Here is a 16263-nt window from a genome sequence, read left to right on the forward strand (position 1 = left end):
TTGTGTTAAACTAGTCCTCATCTATTTTTCTAAACTCGGGGTGATTGAATATTCAATACCCCGTGTTTTTATTTGAATTGTCGAAAGACAAGGGCTTTGACCCTATTTCCTCCTATTTATCTGATGTTCAGACCAGTCCAACTGGCTGATCTTGAATTAAGGTTAATTTATGAAACCCGTAATTGCGCTCATTGGGCGCCCAAACGTTGGTAAGTCAACGTTATTTAACCAGATTACTAAGAGTCGTGATGCACTTGTTGCAGATTTTGCAGGTCTGACCCGTGATCGTAAGTACGGTGATGCAGTATATGAGAATAAATCTTTCATTGTTGTTGATACTGGGGGTATCGGCGAAAGTGAAGGTGGCATAGACTCTTACATGGCAGAACAATCAAAAACTGCGATTAATGAAGCGGATATTATTATTTTCGTGGTCGACGCTCGTGCAGGTTTATTGGCATCTGATGAACAGATTGCACGTGAGCTTCGTACTTTAGGTAAGAAAATTTACCTTGTTGCCAATAAAGTAGATGGTGTGCATGCTGAAGCAGCATTGGTTGAATTCTATAAACTTGGTATGGGTGAGCCCTTACAAGTTGCTGCAAGTCATGGTCGTGGCGTACAGCAAATGCTTGAGGAGGTCTTAACGGATGTTCCTGAAGATGAAAATGAAGAAGAACACGATAAAGCAACCGGTTTACGTTTAGCTATTATTGGTCGTCCAAATGTCGGTAAATCGACCTTGGTCAACCGTTTATTGGGTGAAGAACGTGTGGTGGCATTTGACCAACCAGGAACAACACGTGACTCAATTTATATCCCTTATGAGCGTGATGGTCGTCAATACACATTAATTGATACTGCGGGTGTACGTCGTAAAGGTAAAGTTGATGAAATGATTGAGAAATTCTCAATTGTAAAAACCTTACAGGCGATTAAAGATGCGCATGTGATCGTAGTGGTTTTAGATGCACGTGAAGGTGTAGTTGAGCAAGATTTACACTTAATCGGTTATGCACTTGAAGCAGGGCGTGCCATGGTTATTGCCATTAACAAATGGGATAACATGACTGAGTATGATCGTAAGCAATGTAAATTAGATGTAGATCGCCGTTTTGATTTTATTCCTTGGGCGAAAGTACATTTAATCTCTGCACTGCATGGCACAGGTGTAGGCGATATGTACCCTACGATTCATCGTGCTTATGATTCATCACATTTAAAAGTTTCACCTGCAAAATTAACGCAAATTTTGAATGATGCAACTGATGCGCATCAACCACCAATGATTAGTGGTAAACGAATTAAAATGCGTTATGCGCATATGGGTGGGCAAAATCCACCGACGATCGTTATTCACGGTAATAAGGTTGATAAAACGCCTGCAGATTATCGTCGTTATTTGGAAAACGTATTCCGTAAAGTGTATAAACTTGAAGGTACACCAGTTCGAATTGACTTTAAAACTTCTGAAAACCCATTTGAGGGACGTAAATCTCAAGTGGATGAACGTACGGCAGCACGTCGCCGTCGTTATATTCAGAAATTCAAAAAAGCTGAGAAAAAGTTTAGTCGTTAATTTTCAAAGCCTTTGCGAGATCGAAAACCCAAAGGAATCTTTGGGTTTTTTGCTTTGATTGAATGTGTTGCCTGAAATTGAACCTAGGTGATGTTCTATACGCTTTTTATGCTCAATGTTATAATTTCGATGCAATGCGAATATGGCAAAAAACGAATATAATAGATTTATAGGAAATATGATTGAGTATGATTCAGTTAAATGTTTCACAACTTAAATTCAGTTGTGTAGGAGAACTTTATCCTGCGCTTGAGCATATTCCTACAATGCAGCGTAGACGTTTATCTACAATTGCTAAATTAGCTTTGAATAGTGCCGTTGAATGCTTGAATCAACAAAAAGTAGACTATATCGTTTGGGCATCACAGTATGGTGATGAGCATAAAACCTATAAAATTTTAGAAGATGTATTACAGGATTTGACACCATCGCCTACACAATTTTCTACTTCTGTCCATAATGCGATTGCAGGCTTGTATTCAATCTTATATAAAGACGCAACGCCAGCCACGAGTTTGTGTGCAGATTGGTCTGAAGCGATGATTGAGGCTTATGCATATCTAAAAACCATGCATCCGCAGGGGCGAGCTTTGGTGGTTTATTATGATGAAGCACTGCCTGAAGTGTATGCGGAACATCAAGATTTTCAAGGTTTTTCGATGGCGGCTTTGGTCGATTTGGAAACACCAAATTTACAGCTCGATGAAACAAAGTTAAAGCAAGTCGAACCCAAGTATTTAGATGCAATGCATTTTAATGGATTTTGGAAACAAACTTTGCAACAAAGTGATGGTGCATGGTCAAAATGTTAATAATGAAAAAGTTACGCAATAAAGTTAATTATGCATGGCGTGTTGGAGCAACAGGGTTTAGTTTCGCAAGTTTTGGTTTAGGTGGTGTAGCCATTGGTGGGGTTATTGCGCCATTGGTGAATTTATCCAGTAAAGAACCAAAATGTAGACAGCAAAGAACACAACAAGTCATTCGGTATAGTTTTAAAGGCTTTACTGAAATGATGGTTAAGCTGGGCATTATGACTTATGAGATTGAGGGCTTAGAAAAATTAACACAAAGCCGCCAAGAATTAGTGATTGCCAACCATCCGACCTTGATTGATGTTGTGGTTTTGATCGGGTTGATGGAAAAAGCCAATTGCGTGGTGAAAGAGGCATTGTGGTCAAATCCATTTACCAAAGGCCCTGTGCGCTCAGCAGGTTATATTTTAAATGCGGGATCAGAACAATTTATTTATGATTGTGTTGAGCGCTTGCAGGAAGATCAAGCTGCATCTTTATTGATTTTTCCAGAGGGTACGCGCACAGAAAAAGGTAAATTTTTAAATGAATTTCAACGTGGTGCAGCGAATATTGCATTGCGTGCCCAAGTTCCAATCCGCCCAGTTTTAATTCGATGTACTCCATCGACATTAACCAAGAATGAAAAATGGTATCACATTCCATCTGAACCATTTCATATTCAAATTAAGGTTTTGGATGCGATTTATATTGATGAGGTGTTAGGTGATACTCAGGTTTCTCCAAAGCAGGTTCGTCAATTAAATCAAAAACTTCAACAATTTTTTAATCAAGAGTTATTAAACAATGAGCAATCTTGCTGATGAATTAAAACAAATGATCATTGATGTACTTGCCCTCGAGGACATCAGCATAGATGATATCGACACTGAAGCACCTTTATTTGGAGATGGCTTAGGTTTGGATTCTATTGACGCATTAGAATTAGGTTTGGCGTTGAAGAAACGTTATAACATTCATTTGAATGCTGAATCTGCTGATACTAAGCAGCATTTTAAATCGATTCAAAGTTTAGTTGCTTTGGTTGAAGCACAACAAAAAGCATAAGAGGTTAAGATGTTAACGCAACAACAAATTCTAGAAAAATTACGTGAATGGATGGAAGAGTTATTTGAAATTGAGCCTGAAGAAATTCAGCTTGATTCAAATCTTTATTCAGATCTTGATGTAGACAGTATTGATGCGATTGATTTGGTCGTAAAAATTAAAGAATTAACAGGCAAACAAGTACAACCTGAAGATTTTAAAAATGTACGTACTGTGCAAGATGTCGTGACAGTTATTCATAATATGTTTGCTGGATGAAGCACGTATTTAAAGGGATAGTGATCATTCTTATGGTTATCTATCCCTTTTTAGTGGGATGGAGTTTGTCACACGGGCATTTTCTGTGGGTGAGTGTAATTCTGATCGCACTAGGCGTTGTTCGTTTGTTTAGCCAAGGCAATCAGCTCATGATGCCGCTGACTTGGTTTGCAATCTTATGTGGTGGCTTGAGCCTACTCTTGAAAGATCATGCTTGGTTGAAAATGTACCCTGTGTTTATGAGTGTTGGCGCAGGGATGATTTTCGCATCAACCTTGATTAAACCACCTTCGATGATAGAGCGTTTTGCACGTCTTGCTGAGCCAGATTTACCAGAATCAGGTGTGATTTGGACACGGAAAGTCACCATTGTTTGGTGTATCTTTTTTGTGATGAATGCTTTGATTGCCCTGTATAGCGTATTGTTTGCACCCATGAAAATTTGGGTGATTTATAATGGCTTTGTTTCCTATGTATTGATGGGAATTTTATTATTAGGCGAGTTTATTTTACGAAAGCGCCAACAACGTCTAAATCTGCATATTGCTTTAGATCAGACGGATTCAAGAAAGAGTGATTTAAAAGAATGATAGCGTGTCATTTTCAAACGCATGTTTCTGCACAGAACATATTGTGTATTCAAGATGATTTGAATCAAATTCGTTTCATCGACTTTTGGCAAGATGTCTGCACACAAGCATGTTTTATTTCCATATTAGAGGCGGAACAGTATGCGCTTTGGGAAAATGACAGTTATGAATTTTTAGTTTTATTTTTTGCAACATTATTAGCAGGAAAGCAATTATTGCTTGCACCGAATCGAGTGAAGGCACTTGAAACTGAATTGGCTGAACAAGGGATTTATTTTCTGACACGCCAACAACGCGCAACGAAAAATATTTCAACAGTGTTTGAGCATTCAACATTAAATTTGGATGAAAATTTTCTAACGCAGGCGCAAGTTTATTTTTATACCTCGGGTTCGACAGGGCAACCGAAGAAAATTCCAAGGACGTTACGTCAATTGCTGAATGAAGTGCAAGGTCTAAATCAAAGTTTTGATTTAGACGACTCAGCTATTGCGATTGCCACAGTCAGCCATCAACATATTTATGGTTTGTTGTTTAAATTACTTTTACCTTTGGCCAGTGGACGTAGTTTTTATAATTCACAATTGGCTTTTCCTGAACATGTTGTAGAAGCACAAGCTAAACTTGCTGTATTGCAAAGAAAAAATTATGTAGTTTCGAGTCCTGCTTTACTGAAACGCTGGACAGCTGAGGTTATTCTACAAGATTGCCAATATGTCTATTCTTCAGGCGGGAAATTAGATGCGGGTGTGCGACCTTGGTTAAATCGTCCGATTGTAGAGGTTTTGGGTAGTTCTGAAACAGGCGGGATTGCTTATCGGAAACAGGACGATGCGTTATGGCAACCTTTTGCCAATGTTGATATTCAAGTTGTTGAAAATGATGAGCTTGCAGTAAAAAGTAATCATGCATTTAGTGATGATTGGATTTTAACAGGCGATCGTGTACAACTAGTGGATGCATTAAATCCCAAAAGTGCCCTTAAACTTTTAGGACGTTTAGATCGAATTATAAAATTAGAAGAAAAACGGTTAAGTTTGGATGCGATTGAGCATCAGATTCAGAGTTTAAATGAAGTGCTAGATTGTCATGTATTGCTCATAGAGCATGAGCATCGTCAAATTTTGACCTGTGTGGCAGTTTTAAATGAAGATGCACAAGCAAGCTTAGTGCAGGCGGCTAAAGCAAATTTCGTTGCACAAATCAAAGCACAATTAAAAGATAAATTAGAAAGTATTGCGATTCCAAGACAATGGCGTTTTTTGTCGCAATTGCCTAGAAATACTCAATCCAAGTTAAATAAAAAAATGATGCAAGATTTGTTTAAGCCTTTATTGTTACCTGTTGTTTTAGAACAGCAAAACCACAAAGAGCAAACAGTCTATCAATTGGAGTTTCCACCTGAACTCGCATGTTTTAAAGGGCATTTCCCCAATTTCCCGATTTATCCTGGGGTTGGACAAATTGGATTTATTCAGCAATTCGCGCAACAAGTTTGGGCAGATTTGGCTTGGTGTAATGGTTATGAGCAACTGAAATTTCAAGATTTGATTAAGCCTTATGCTGTTGTGCAACTGACCTTACAGAGAAAGTCACATAAGATTTATTTTGAAATGTGTTCAGGGGAGCAAAAACTTGCTTCAGGGCGTTTATTATTTGAATTAAAACAACAGGATCAGGTCGATCAAAATACTACGACTGGGGTGACACATGTCTAATTACGGATTCATTGTCCCCGTTTATAATCATCCACATTATATTCAGGCTTTAATTGAGCATTTAATACAATTTGAATTGCCGATCATCTTAGTCAATGATGGTAGTGATACTGAATGTACACAGCTTTTACGTGATATTGCTGTCCAGTTTGAGCCAGTCATTCTCGTTGAACATGCACAAAATCAAGGTAAAGGTCAGGCTGTCATTACTGGATTGAAGAAAGCTGTTGAACTTGGTTTGAGTCATGCATTACAGATTGATTCAGATGGACAGCATGATTGGAATGATATTGCAAAATTTATCGATATTTCAAAACAACATCCACATGCCATGATTATTGGTCAGCCAGTTTTTGATGAAACTGTACCTAAAGGTCGTTTGTATGGACGTTATGCAACACATATTTGGGTGTGGATTAACAGTTTATCCTTTGAAATAAAAGACAGTATGTGTGGTTTTCGAGTTTATCCTTTGGCTGAAACATTGCCCGTTATTCAAACGGCTAAATTTCAATTGCGTATGGGCTTTGATAGTGAAATCTTAGTACGTTTAAAATGGGATAATGTTTGCTTTGTGAATGTACCTACAAAAGTGATTTATCCCGAGCAAGGCATTTCACATTTCCATGCGTGGCGTGACAATTTAGGAATGACTAAGGCGCATTCACGACTTTTTGCTGGAATGTTGTTACGGTTACCCACTTTACTGAAAAACAAATATAAAGGTTCAGCGCATGACTGAATCGCAATCACCACAATGGAATCACTTAAAAGAAAAAGGGGGAATGTTCCCTTTAATGCTGATGTTGTGGTTCTACCGTTTGGGTGGGCGAGTGTTATGTCGTGTCGTTTTGTATTTTGTGATCATGTGGTATTGGTTATTTTCAATAACAGCTAAACAAGCTTCTTTACAATATCTAAATAGATTACATAACTTTTCAGCTAAACAATCGCCGTTTCCACAAGCGCCGACAATTGCAAATAGCTATACACATTTCATGCAATTTGGTGAATGTATTTTAGATAAAATAGAAGGCTGGCTGGGAAATATTCCAGAGCAAAAGTTGAATTTGCATGGGCATGAGCATTTTCAAGCGCATTATCAAAAGGGTGCAATTATTCTTGTGTCGCATTTTGGAAATATTGAATTATTACGTGCGATTAAGTCGGAAAACCCACAAAAGATTAATGTGTTGGTCTATCAAAAACATGCAACCAAGTTTAATGATTTTTTGAAAAAAATTAACAGTAATGCGGATGTTCACCTGATTTCTGTTGATGAATTGGGGATTGAAACAGCAGTACTTTTGCAAGAAAAACTGGATCAAGGTGAATGGGTAATTTTGGCTGCGGATCGTGTTCCTGTGCAATCGCAACGTGTACAACGTGTGAGTTTTTTAGGTGAGGATGCAGACTGGCCACAAGGTGCTTGGATTTTAGCAAGTCTATTAAAAGTACCGTTATTGGCTGTATTTTGTTATCGACACAATCAACAGTTTGATGTGCATATTCATTTACTTGCAGAAAAGATTGAATTATCACGTACAAATCGGTTGGTCGCGATGCAGAATATTACGCGAAAGTATGTGGAAGTCCTAGAGCAGCACTGCATACGTGCACCATACCAATGGTTTAATTTTTATCATTTTTGGAATAAGTAGTTGAAAAATAAAGATATGAAAGTTTTAGTTGTTGGCGAACAACCTTTAACGATAGAACAAGTTGTTGCAGTGGCTCAGAATCAATGCCAAGTGGCTTTGCCAACATCGCAACAATGGCAAAGTTTGATTCAGCGTGGCGCTGATTTTCTAGATCAATTGTTAGAAGAAGAAGGCGTTATTTATGGTGTGACGACTGGATATGGTGACTCATGTTTAGTCGAAATCCCACCACATCAAGTCCATGAATTACCATTACATTTATCTCGCTTCCATGGTTGTGGACTAGGACAAAATCTTGATTTGATGACCGCACGTGCTGTGGTGGTGACACGTTTGTGTTCACTGGCACGTGGTTATTCAGGTGTATCCTTGGCTTTGCTTGAGCGCTTAGTTTGGATGCTCAATGAAAATATTATTCCTGTGATTCCATCAGAAGGTTCTGTCGGAGCAAGTGGTGATTTAACGCCATTGTCTTATATTGCAGGTGCATTGGTCGGTGAACGTGATGTTTATCAAAAAGAACAAAATAAAATCGTACCGATTGCACAAGTTTATGCGGAATATCAACTAGATGCTCTAGTGCTTCGTCCTAAAGAAGGGTTGGCACTGATGAATGGCACAGCTGTGATGACGGCTATTGCATGTTTAAATTATAAAAAAGCTGAACAAATTTCTCTTGTAAGTACTTTAGTCACTGCAATGAATGTTTTAGCTTTAGAAGGGAATCCTAGTCATTTTGATGAAGTTCTCTTTGCACAAAAGCCACATCTAGGTCAGCAAAATATTGCTGCACAACTGCGTGATTGGTTGAATAGTGAAGTACAAACAGAGCACCAAAGCCCGCGTTTACAAGACCGTTATTCATTACGTTGCGCACCGCATGTGATCGGTGTTTTTGAGGATTCGAAAACGTGGTTACGTCAATTTATTGAAAATGAATTGAACTCAAGTAATGACAATCCACTGATTGATCCTGTGAATTTACGGGTTTTGCATGGTGGGCATTTCTATGGTGGGCATATTGCTCAGGCCATGGACAGTTTAAAAATCATGATCGCTAATATTGCAGATTTGATGGATCGTCAATTGGCACAATTGGTAGATCATAAAATGAATCATGGTTTACCGCGTAATTTAACGGGTTCAAGTCTTGAGCGTTTACCGTTAAATCATGGTTTTAAAGCGGTTCAAATCGGAGTATCAGCATGGACAGCAGAGGCTCTAAAACAAACGATTGCCGCTTCAATCTTCTCTCGCTCTACAGAATGTCACAATCAAGACAAAGTCAGTATGGGAACGATTGCGGCACGTGATGCTAGTCGGGTGATCTTATTAACTGAACAAGTTATGGCAGCACTTAGCTGTGCGGCAGTGCAAGCGATTCAATTGAGAGGATTGAGTGAGCAATTGGGAGAAGTGTTAACGCAGTTCCAACATTGGGTGCTTGAAAGCTTCACTTTTGTAGAAGAAGATCGTGCTTTACAACATGATTTGCAACGTTTGGTTGACCGTTTTGAGCAATTTGAATTGTTGAATCCAACTGATCAAAGCTTGAAATGGCACTCATAGGAAATGGAGCTAGTCTGTAATGGAGCTGAGTGATGCATGCTGATGTAATAATTGAAATTCCATTTCATGATGTAGATACCATGAATATTGTTTGGCATGGGCATTACATCAAATATTTTGAAATCGCACGTTGTAAATTATTGGATGAATTTAATTATAACTATGTGCAAATGAAAGATTCTGGTTATGCATGGCCAGTGATTGAGAGCTATGTACGTTATGTACAAGGCATCGAATTTCAACAGAAAATTCGTGTACGTGCCATTTTAAAAGAATGGGAAAATCGTTTGAAAATTGAGTATCAAATTTTTGATGCCAATACAGATAAGCGCTTAACCAAAGGATTTACCTCGCAAGTTGCTGTCAATATTGAAACGCGAGAGATGTGTTTTCAGTCTCCGCAAGTATTATTTGATCGTTTAAATGACTGGTCAAAGTTTCAGCCTGCTTAGTCTAAATCTTTATAGGAAATGATCATGAAGCAGAACACAACGCTGATGTCGCAACAGATTTTGGATTTGCATTTTTTATTGGCGCTCAAATCATTTTATTTATCGAAAATGGTGAAAACTTGGTGCAAGCTGGTGATTCTGGTTTTAAGTATGGTTTTGTGTGCAACTTATACAAATGCTACGCAGGCTCAAAATACTCAAGTGGGGCAGATTTTCAAGCAACTTTCTACAACACCCACAGTACGTGCTAATTTTCAACAGCAGAAGAAACTTGCTGCTTTAAATAAAACTTTTGTTTCGAATGGTACTGTATTATTTTCTAAACAGTATGGCGTGTTGTGGCAAATTCAAAAACCCGTGCAAGCCAGTTTGATTGTGACGCCTCAAAAGTTGGTACAAAAAACGCAGCGTACGTATAGTCAAATTGAAATTGATAAATCGCCTTATGGTTCTGTAGCAACCATGTTTTTACAGTTAATGTCAGGTAATGAAGTTGCTTTGGCAAAGAACTTTAATATTGTGTCAGCACAGTATTCTCCGACGCAATGGAATGTGACTTTGACACCAAAAACGAGTTTATTTAAAAAATTATTTGATCGTGTAGAGGCTCAAGGGCAACGTTATGTCGACCGTATTGTGATTACTGAAAAAGCCAATAATTCGACGACCATTCAATTTAGTCAGCATAATCCCCAACCCGTTCAACTTATGGCTTCAGAAGATGCACTTTTCAAATTGGCCAAATAAATTTACCGCACTTTGGCTGAGCACTTTATTGTGTGTTGCTCTAAGCTTGGCGTATTCGTGGTTTAAACATGATATTCATATTCAAACCAATGTCTTTGCATTATTACCCAAAGAACATCAAGATGCGCAATTAGAAAAGACGCAAGACTATGTTAATCAACAATTGAATAATAAAGTGTTCTTGGTGATTGATGCGCCGAATGATCAGGCGCTACAGCAAGCAACAGATATTCTTAAACAGCAAGTCACGAATTCACAATTATGGCAACCTTTAAAACCACAATTAGACACTGACAAATTTGCTCAAACTTTATATCAACATCATGCCGGTTTATTGAGTCTGGAAGACAGTCAACTGTTAAAACAAAAAGATTATGCCGCTTTAACCGAGCAGGCATTATTACAAGTCATGAGTCCAGGGATGCCGATTACCGCAGACCTGTTGAATCATGATCCATTATTACTGTTCCCTCGTTTCGCAATGGGTTTGTCGAATCAAAAAACAGATCAAACCATCGAGCTAGAACAGGGCTTTGCCACCATTCATGATGAATATGGGCATTCTCGCTTCTTTAGCTTAGAGCTCACTCAAAGCCCATATAATATTGATTATCAAGAAAGTACATCCGCTTGGATGCAACAGGTTGATGCTGAGTTAAATCAGTTGAATGTTAAAACGCATTGGACTGGAACGCTGTTATTTTCAAGTTTTGGCACGCAGTCCGCGGAAAAAGAAATTTCAACCATTGGTTTAGGTTCTAGTTTAGGGGTTTTGCTACTGGTCTGGTTTGGTTTCAGATCTTTACGCCCGATGTTGACTGAATTTATTGCAGTCAGTAGCGGTATATTGGTTGCTTTTACGGTAACTCATTGGGTTTTTGGTGAAATCCACTTAATGACTTTGGTATTTGGTGCAAGCTTAGTCGGTGTATGTGTCGATTTTTCTTTTTATTTCATGGCATTGCAGTCGCAGCATCGGAATACAAATGGATTCACTATTTTAAAACCTGTTTTACCCAGCCTGTTCATGGGACTGATGACGACCTTAGTGGCTTATGTATTTTTGACCTTTACGCCGTTTCCAGGCTTTCGTCAAATTGCAGTATTTTCAATTGTTGGACTCAGTGCTGCATGGGTCACCAGTATCTTGCTATTACCACGCTTGAAAGCATTGAATGCTCAACCTGCGATTCATGCATTACGTTTCATTGGATTGGCGCGTCACTATTTTTTACAGCGTGATTTTTTGCGCTATGCCGTGATTGTTGTGATTATTTTAACGTCGACCACAAGCTTATATTTCTTAAAAGCCAATGATGATATTCGTAATTTACAGAGTATGGATCAGAAGTTGAAACAAGAAGACCGTTATGTGCGGGAGCGTTTTGGTCAGCAGCAAGGGAGTGATTATTTTGTGATTCGGGCAGAAAATACAGCGCAGCTCGAAAAACAAGAACAAGCATTATTGATCAAATTAAATCAACTTAAACAGCAAGGTCAGTTGCAAGGTTTTCAGGCTATTGGTCAGTCAGTACCCTCTATTGCAACACAACAGGAAAATATTCGGTTATTACAACAGATTCCAGTAACAGAATTAAAAGCTTATGCTTTGGCAATGCAGTTGAATATCGATGATGTTTTGACATGGCAAAAGCAATTGGCAAATCAGTCTGTGTTGACTTTAGGTGCATTTCAAAATCATCCTTTGGCTTTTTTGCAACCTAGTCAAAATGAGCGTTTGGTTTTGCTACAAGGTATTCACAATATCCAAAATATAAAACAACTTGAAACTGTGCAAATTAAACTCCTTCAACCCGTTACTCAGTTATCTCAACTCTTTAAAGAGCATCGTATTCAAGCACAGTCTTTATTATTTTATGCTTTGATTGTCTTGGTGATTGGCTTAAGTATTATTTATGGAATTGGCTCAATCTTTGCCTTAATATTACCTGTAAGTTTAGCCTTACTGAGTACCTTTGCTGTGCAAGCGTGGTTAGGTGTAGAAATCAACTTATTCAGTATTATGGGAACATTTTTAATTATAGGGATCGGAGTGGACTACGCTATTTTCTATCGGCATAGCCATGACCACCCACAAGTTGTTGGAATGGCGCTGTTTTTATGTATGATGTCGACTTTACTCGGTTTTGGATTGTTGTCGTTTAGTCATACCTATGCCATTCATTGTTTTGGTTTGACTGTTTTATTTGGCGTAATCTTTTCATTTGTGTATGCCACGATTTTTACCAAAGCAGACGATCAACATCGGGTTATTTTACAAAATCAGCAAGATAGCTGAAAACAAAGAGAGAATAATGAGTTTAATTCAGCAAACAGATGTACTAATTATTGGTGCAGGGCCATCAGGTAGTTCGGCAGCCGCACTATTACGCAAAAAAGGCTATGCAGTAACCATTATTGAAAAACAATATTTTCCACGCTTTTCAATCGGCGAATCTTTATTGCCACAGTCGATGGTGTTTTTAGAAGAAGCGGGTTTATTAGAAAACGTTAAAAATCATGTCGATGAATATGCATTCCAGTTTAAAAATGGTGCTGCTTTTTTAAAAGGGCAACAGCGTAGCTTTTATGATTTTACTGAGAAGTTTACCGATGGCCCAGGTACCACATGGCAAGTACGTCGCGCTAATTTTGACCAGCTTTTAGCCCAGCAAGCTGAACAGTATGGGGCTGAAATTCGCTTTGGGCATGAAGTCACGGCTGTTGATGTTGAAACTCAAAATCCAATCCTTACTGTGAAAGATGAACAAGGCGAACAGTATCAAATTCAGGGTAAATTTTTACTGGATGCCAGTGGGTTTGGACGGATTTTGCCGAAATTTTTAGACTTAGAAAGCCCATCAGACTTCCCTGTGCGCCGTGCGATATTCACGCATATAGAAGATGGGATATTGGATGATCCTGAGTTTGACCGTGAGAAAATTTTAATTACGGTACATGAAAAAGACCCACGTGCATGGTATTGGTTGATTCCGTTTGCAGACGGTCGTTCATCGTTTGGGATTGTTGCTGAACAGGATTTCTTTGAGAATTATCAGTTTGATGATACAAGCGCAGAAACTTTACAGGCAACATTTGAACGTATTCTTGCAGATGATCCAGCCTTGTCTCAGGTATTGCGCAATAAAAGGTTTGATACAGCGGTAAGAACCTTGGTGGGGTACTCTGCCAATGTTAAACACCTCGCAGACCGCAATTATGCGTTGTTGGGTAATGCGGGTGAGTTTTTAGACCCTGTTTTTTCTTCGGGTGTGACGATTGCTTTAAAATCCTCAAGCTTGGTTGTGCCTTTACTTGAACGTGTTTTAGAGGGCGAGACTGTTGACTGGATGCAAGCGTATGAAAAACCGTTAAGAGCGGGAATTAAAGTATTTCGAGCATATGTTGAGTCATGGTATGAAGGTGAGTTTCAAGATGTTGTATTCTCCAAGAATCAAAACGACAAAATTCGCCGCATGATCGCATCATTATTGGCAGGCTATGCTTGGGATAATACCAATCCAATTCATAAAAATCCGAAACAGCGTTTAAGTACTTTGGCTGAATATTGTCGTGAAGAGCAGTCACAGATTGCTTCGATTGGAATTGAATAATGTCGAATAAATGGAAACATTGTGCTTTGGCGATAGTGTTGATTTTGCCTTTAACGGCATGTCAGCAAATACGTCCTAAAGCACAGGGTTTGGCACATTCTCAGTGGATTACACAGCATTATCAGCGTCAAGATTTGGTTGAAGTGCAATGGAAATCACACAGTTTTAGTTTTTTGTTATATCAACAACAGCAAGCGCAGAATTTAGATTTATTGGCTTTGAGTTTAACAGGGCAACAGCTTTTTAAATTAGGTTTTGATGGGCAGAACGTGAAGGTAGAACAGCGTATTGATCAAATGAAGCTGTTGCCTTTTGATTTTTTAGTGCGTGATATCTTGTTTGCAACCTACCCAAATTTTATCAATCACCCACCTCAAGATGTTCAAGTAGAGTCTAAGCAACAAGACCATTCAACCACGATACAGAACATTTTGATTCATCAAAATAAGGTGTTAACAATTCGACATACGCAAGATCATATTGAATTGGATAATGTGCAAGTGCCATATCAAATGGTGTTTAGTGAAGTGCCAAATACTTTGGAAAATAATGAGTAGTTGCCAAAATGCCTGAAATTATCGATCAAAAAAATCCAGCAGTAGGCATTCAGTATAGTGTTGGATTGTCTGCTTTGGGTTCCACCTCAACGCAATTAAAACAAACCCTGACCAATATTGAAAATACTTTAAGTTTGAGTCGCGTATTTATTCCCGAAAAAGATGTTTGGGTGGGGGCTTATTCTGCTGAATTGATTCAACAGGTTCCTGCACCTTTAAACATGTTTGAAACACGTAATTTACGTTTTGCACTGACAGCATTGCAGCACATTGAAACTGATATTCAGCGTTATGTTGCTCAGTTTGAAAATAAACGTCTTGCTATTGTGATGGGAACCTCAACATCAGGTATTGCAGATAATGAACCCGAATTAAAACTTCACTTTCAAGGTGATAGCACCATACAAATCAAACAAAAAAAACAAGAAATGGGATGCTTAGCCAAAGCTTTACAAGTTTATTTGGGCTGGGAAGGGGTGGCATATACCATTTCTACGGCATGTTCTTCTAGTGCTAAAGCATTTGCAGCAGGGCAACGTTTAATTAATGCAGGGCTTGCTGATGCAGTATTGGTCGGTGGTGTTGATACCTTGTGTAAATTAACGCTCAATGGTTTTAATAGCCTAGAAAGTTTATCTGATGGTATTTGTCAGCCGTGTGGACAAGATCGAGATGGGATTAATATTGGTGAAGCAGCAGCTTTATTCTTATTATCCAAAGAAGTTGCACCTGTCATGTTAATGTCAGCAGGTGAGTCGATGGATGCATGGCATATTTCTGCACCTCATCCTGAGGGGGATGGTGCTGCGAGAGCAATGCAAGCGGCTTTGGACATGGCAAATTTGAGTGCATCAGAGATTGGTTATTTGAATTTACATGGTACGGCGACGCCACAAAACGATGCGATGGAAATTAAAGCGGTACATACAGCCTTTCAAAATTATGCTGTGCCGTTGAGTAGTACTAAACATAAAACAGGGCATTGTTTAGGTGCTGCGGGGGCGATTGAAGCAATGATTTGTAACCAAATTTTAAAAGATCAAAATTGGTTGCCATTGCATCAACAGGTTGTTGTGGATAGTGAATTGACTGGGTCGAACTACGTACGCCATCCACGTTTGGATCAACCAATTCAATATGTTATGTCCAATTCATTTGCATTTGGTGGCAGTAATATCAGCTTAATTTTTGGAACACAGTTAAAATGAATTCGTCTAAAAGTTTAAATGCGATTGATTTTATTCCGCATGAAAAACCGATGGTTTTTATTGATCGTGTTGTAGAAATAGGCGATAACTTTGCTATAGCCGAATTATTGATTCGCCCAGAGTTGATGTTTTGTGAAGAACAAGGTTTACCGACTTGGTCGAGTATTGAATTGATGGCACAAACGGTTAGTTTGTATGCGGGTTCTCAAGGTGTAAAGCTAGGACAACAGCCTAAAATTGGTTTTCTTTTAGGAACACGCAAATTGCACTTACCCATTCCATTTTTTAAAATGGGTGAAACCGTTACGATTCGAGCAGAAAAGCAGTATTTACACGAAGGATTGGGACAATTTGCCTGTGAAATTTATTATCAAAACCATACAATCTCGGCAATGTTGAGCGTGTATGAACCTGAAGAATAACAGCAGGTTTATAAAGATTAGGATGA

General features: G+C 38.6%; 17 protein-coding genes. All 17 read left to right on the plus strand.

Going from position 1 to position 16263, the window contains the following annotated elements; all coding sequences use genetic code 11:
• Positions 1-169: 169 nt before the first annotated feature.
• Complete coding sequence (gene der, locus ACY45D_RS02930; protein ID WP_463108365.1) at positions 170-1579, plus strand: ribosome biogenesis GTPase Der; 1410 nt, start codon at positions 170-172, stop codon at positions 1577-1579.
• Positions 1580-1767: 188 nt separating this feature from the next.
• Complete coding sequence (locus ACY45D_RS02935) at positions 1768-2391, plus strand: beta-ketoacyl synthase chain length factor (protein WP_463108366.1); 624 nt, start codon at positions 1768-1770, stop codon at positions 2389-2391.
• Positions 2385-3197, plus strand: a complete 813-nt coding sequence (locus ACY45D_RS02940; protein ID WP_463108367.1) for a lysophospholipid acyltransferase family protein — start codon at positions 2385-2387, stop codon at positions 3195-3197. Before ACY45D_RS02935 ends, ACY45D_RS02940 begins: the two co-directional genes overlap by 7 nt.
• On the plus strand, positions 3181-3441 hold the full coding sequence (locus ACY45D_RS02945) for a phosphopantetheine-binding protein (RefSeq protein ID WP_010112696.1): 261 nt from the start codon (positions 3181-3183) through the stop codon (positions 3439-3441). Before ACY45D_RS02940 ends, ACY45D_RS02945 begins: the two co-directional genes overlap by 17 nt.
• A 9-nt stretch (positions 3442-3450) precedes the next feature.
• Positions 3451-3699: an acyl carrier protein gene (locus ACY45D_RS02950; RefSeq protein WP_120383187.1), complete on the plus strand. Its 249-nt coding sequence runs from the start codon at positions 3451-3453 to the stop codon at positions 3697-3699.
• On the plus strand, positions 3696-4289 hold the full coding sequence (locus ACY45D_RS02955) for a COG4648 family protein (RefSeq protein WP_463108368.1): 594 nt from the start codon (positions 3696-3698) through the stop codon (positions 4287-4289). Before ACY45D_RS02950 ends, ACY45D_RS02955 begins: the two co-directional genes overlap by 4 nt.
• On the plus strand, positions 4286-6007 hold the full coding sequence (locus ACY45D_RS02960; protein ID WP_463108369.1) for an AMP-binding protein: 1722 nt from the start codon (positions 4286-4288) through the stop codon (positions 6005-6007). The genes ACY45D_RS02955 and ACY45D_RS02960 overlap by 4 nt, the downstream gene beginning before the upstream one ends.
• Positions 6000-6749, plus strand: coding sequence for a glycosyltransferase family 2 protein (locus tag ACY45D_RS02965; protein ID WP_463108370.1), 750 nt, complete (start codon positions 6000-6002; stop codon positions 6747-6749). The genes ACY45D_RS02960 and ACY45D_RS02965 overlap by 8 nt, the downstream gene beginning before the upstream one ends.
• Positions 6742-7668, plus strand: a complete 927-nt coding sequence (locus ACY45D_RS02970) for an LpxL/LpxP family acyltransferase (RefSeq protein ID WP_463108371.1) — start codon at positions 6742-6744, stop codon at positions 7666-7668. Before ACY45D_RS02965 ends, ACY45D_RS02970 begins: the two co-directional genes overlap by 8 nt.
• A gap of 15 nt (positions 7669-7683) precedes the next feature.
• The gene (locus ACY45D_RS02975; protein ID WP_463109411.1) at positions 7684-9237 is read left to right on the plus strand and encodes an HAL/PAL/TAL family ammonia-lyase; all 1554 of its coding nucleotides are present in this window, start codon (positions 7684-7686) and stop codon (positions 9235-9237) included.
• A gap of 32 nt (positions 9238-9269) precedes the next feature.
• Entirely contained in the window at positions 9270-9689 is a 420-nt protein-coding gene (locus tag ACY45D_RS02980) for an acyl-CoA thioesterase (protein ID WP_463108372.1), read from the plus strand.
• A 150-nt stretch (positions 9690-9839) separates the two neighbouring features.
• Positions 9840-10436: an outer membrane lipoprotein carrier protein LolA gene (locus tag ACY45D_RS02985; RefSeq protein ID WP_463109412.1), complete on the plus strand. Its 597-nt coding sequence runs from the start codon at positions 9840-9842 to the stop codon at positions 10434-10436.
• The gene (locus tag ACY45D_RS02990) at positions 10411-12735 is read left to right on the plus strand and encodes an MMPL family transporter (protein ID WP_463108373.1); all 2325 of its coding nucleotides are present in this window, start codon (positions 10411-10413) and stop codon (positions 12733-12735) included. The genes ACY45D_RS02985 and ACY45D_RS02990 overlap by 26 nt, the downstream gene beginning before the upstream one ends.
• A gap of 16 nt (positions 12736-12751) precedes the next feature.
• The gene (locus ACY45D_RS02995; protein WP_463108374.1) at positions 12752-14050 is read left to right on the plus strand and encodes an NAD(P)/FAD-dependent oxidoreductase; all 1299 of its coding nucleotides are present in this window, start codon (positions 12752-12754) and stop codon (positions 14048-14050) included.
• The gene (locus ACY45D_RS03000) at positions 14050-14607 is read left to right on the plus strand and encodes a DUF3261 domain-containing protein (RefSeq protein ID WP_463108375.1); all 558 of its coding nucleotides are present in this window, start codon (positions 14050-14052) and stop codon (positions 14605-14607) included. The genes ACY45D_RS02995 and ACY45D_RS03000 overlap by 1 nt, the downstream gene beginning before the upstream one ends.
• Positions 14608-14615: 8 nt before the next feature.
• Positions 14616-15815 carry a beta-ketoacyl-[acyl-carrier-protein] synthase family protein gene (locus ACY45D_RS03005; RefSeq protein WP_463108376.1) on the plus strand — a complete coding sequence of 400 codons (1200 nt, stop codon included), beginning with the start codon at positions 14616-14618 and terminating at the stop codon, positions 15813-15815.
• Positions 15812-16237 carry an ApeP family dehydratase gene (locus ACY45D_RS03010; RefSeq protein ID WP_463108377.1) on the plus strand — a complete coding sequence of 142 codons (426 nt, stop codon included), beginning with the start codon at positions 15812-15814 and terminating at the stop codon, positions 16235-16237. Before ACY45D_RS03005 ends, ACY45D_RS03010 begins: the two co-directional genes overlap by 4 nt.
• Positions 16238-16263 lie beyond the last annotated feature (26 nt).

The organism is Acinetobacter sp. BZX-2, assembly GCF_055179795.1.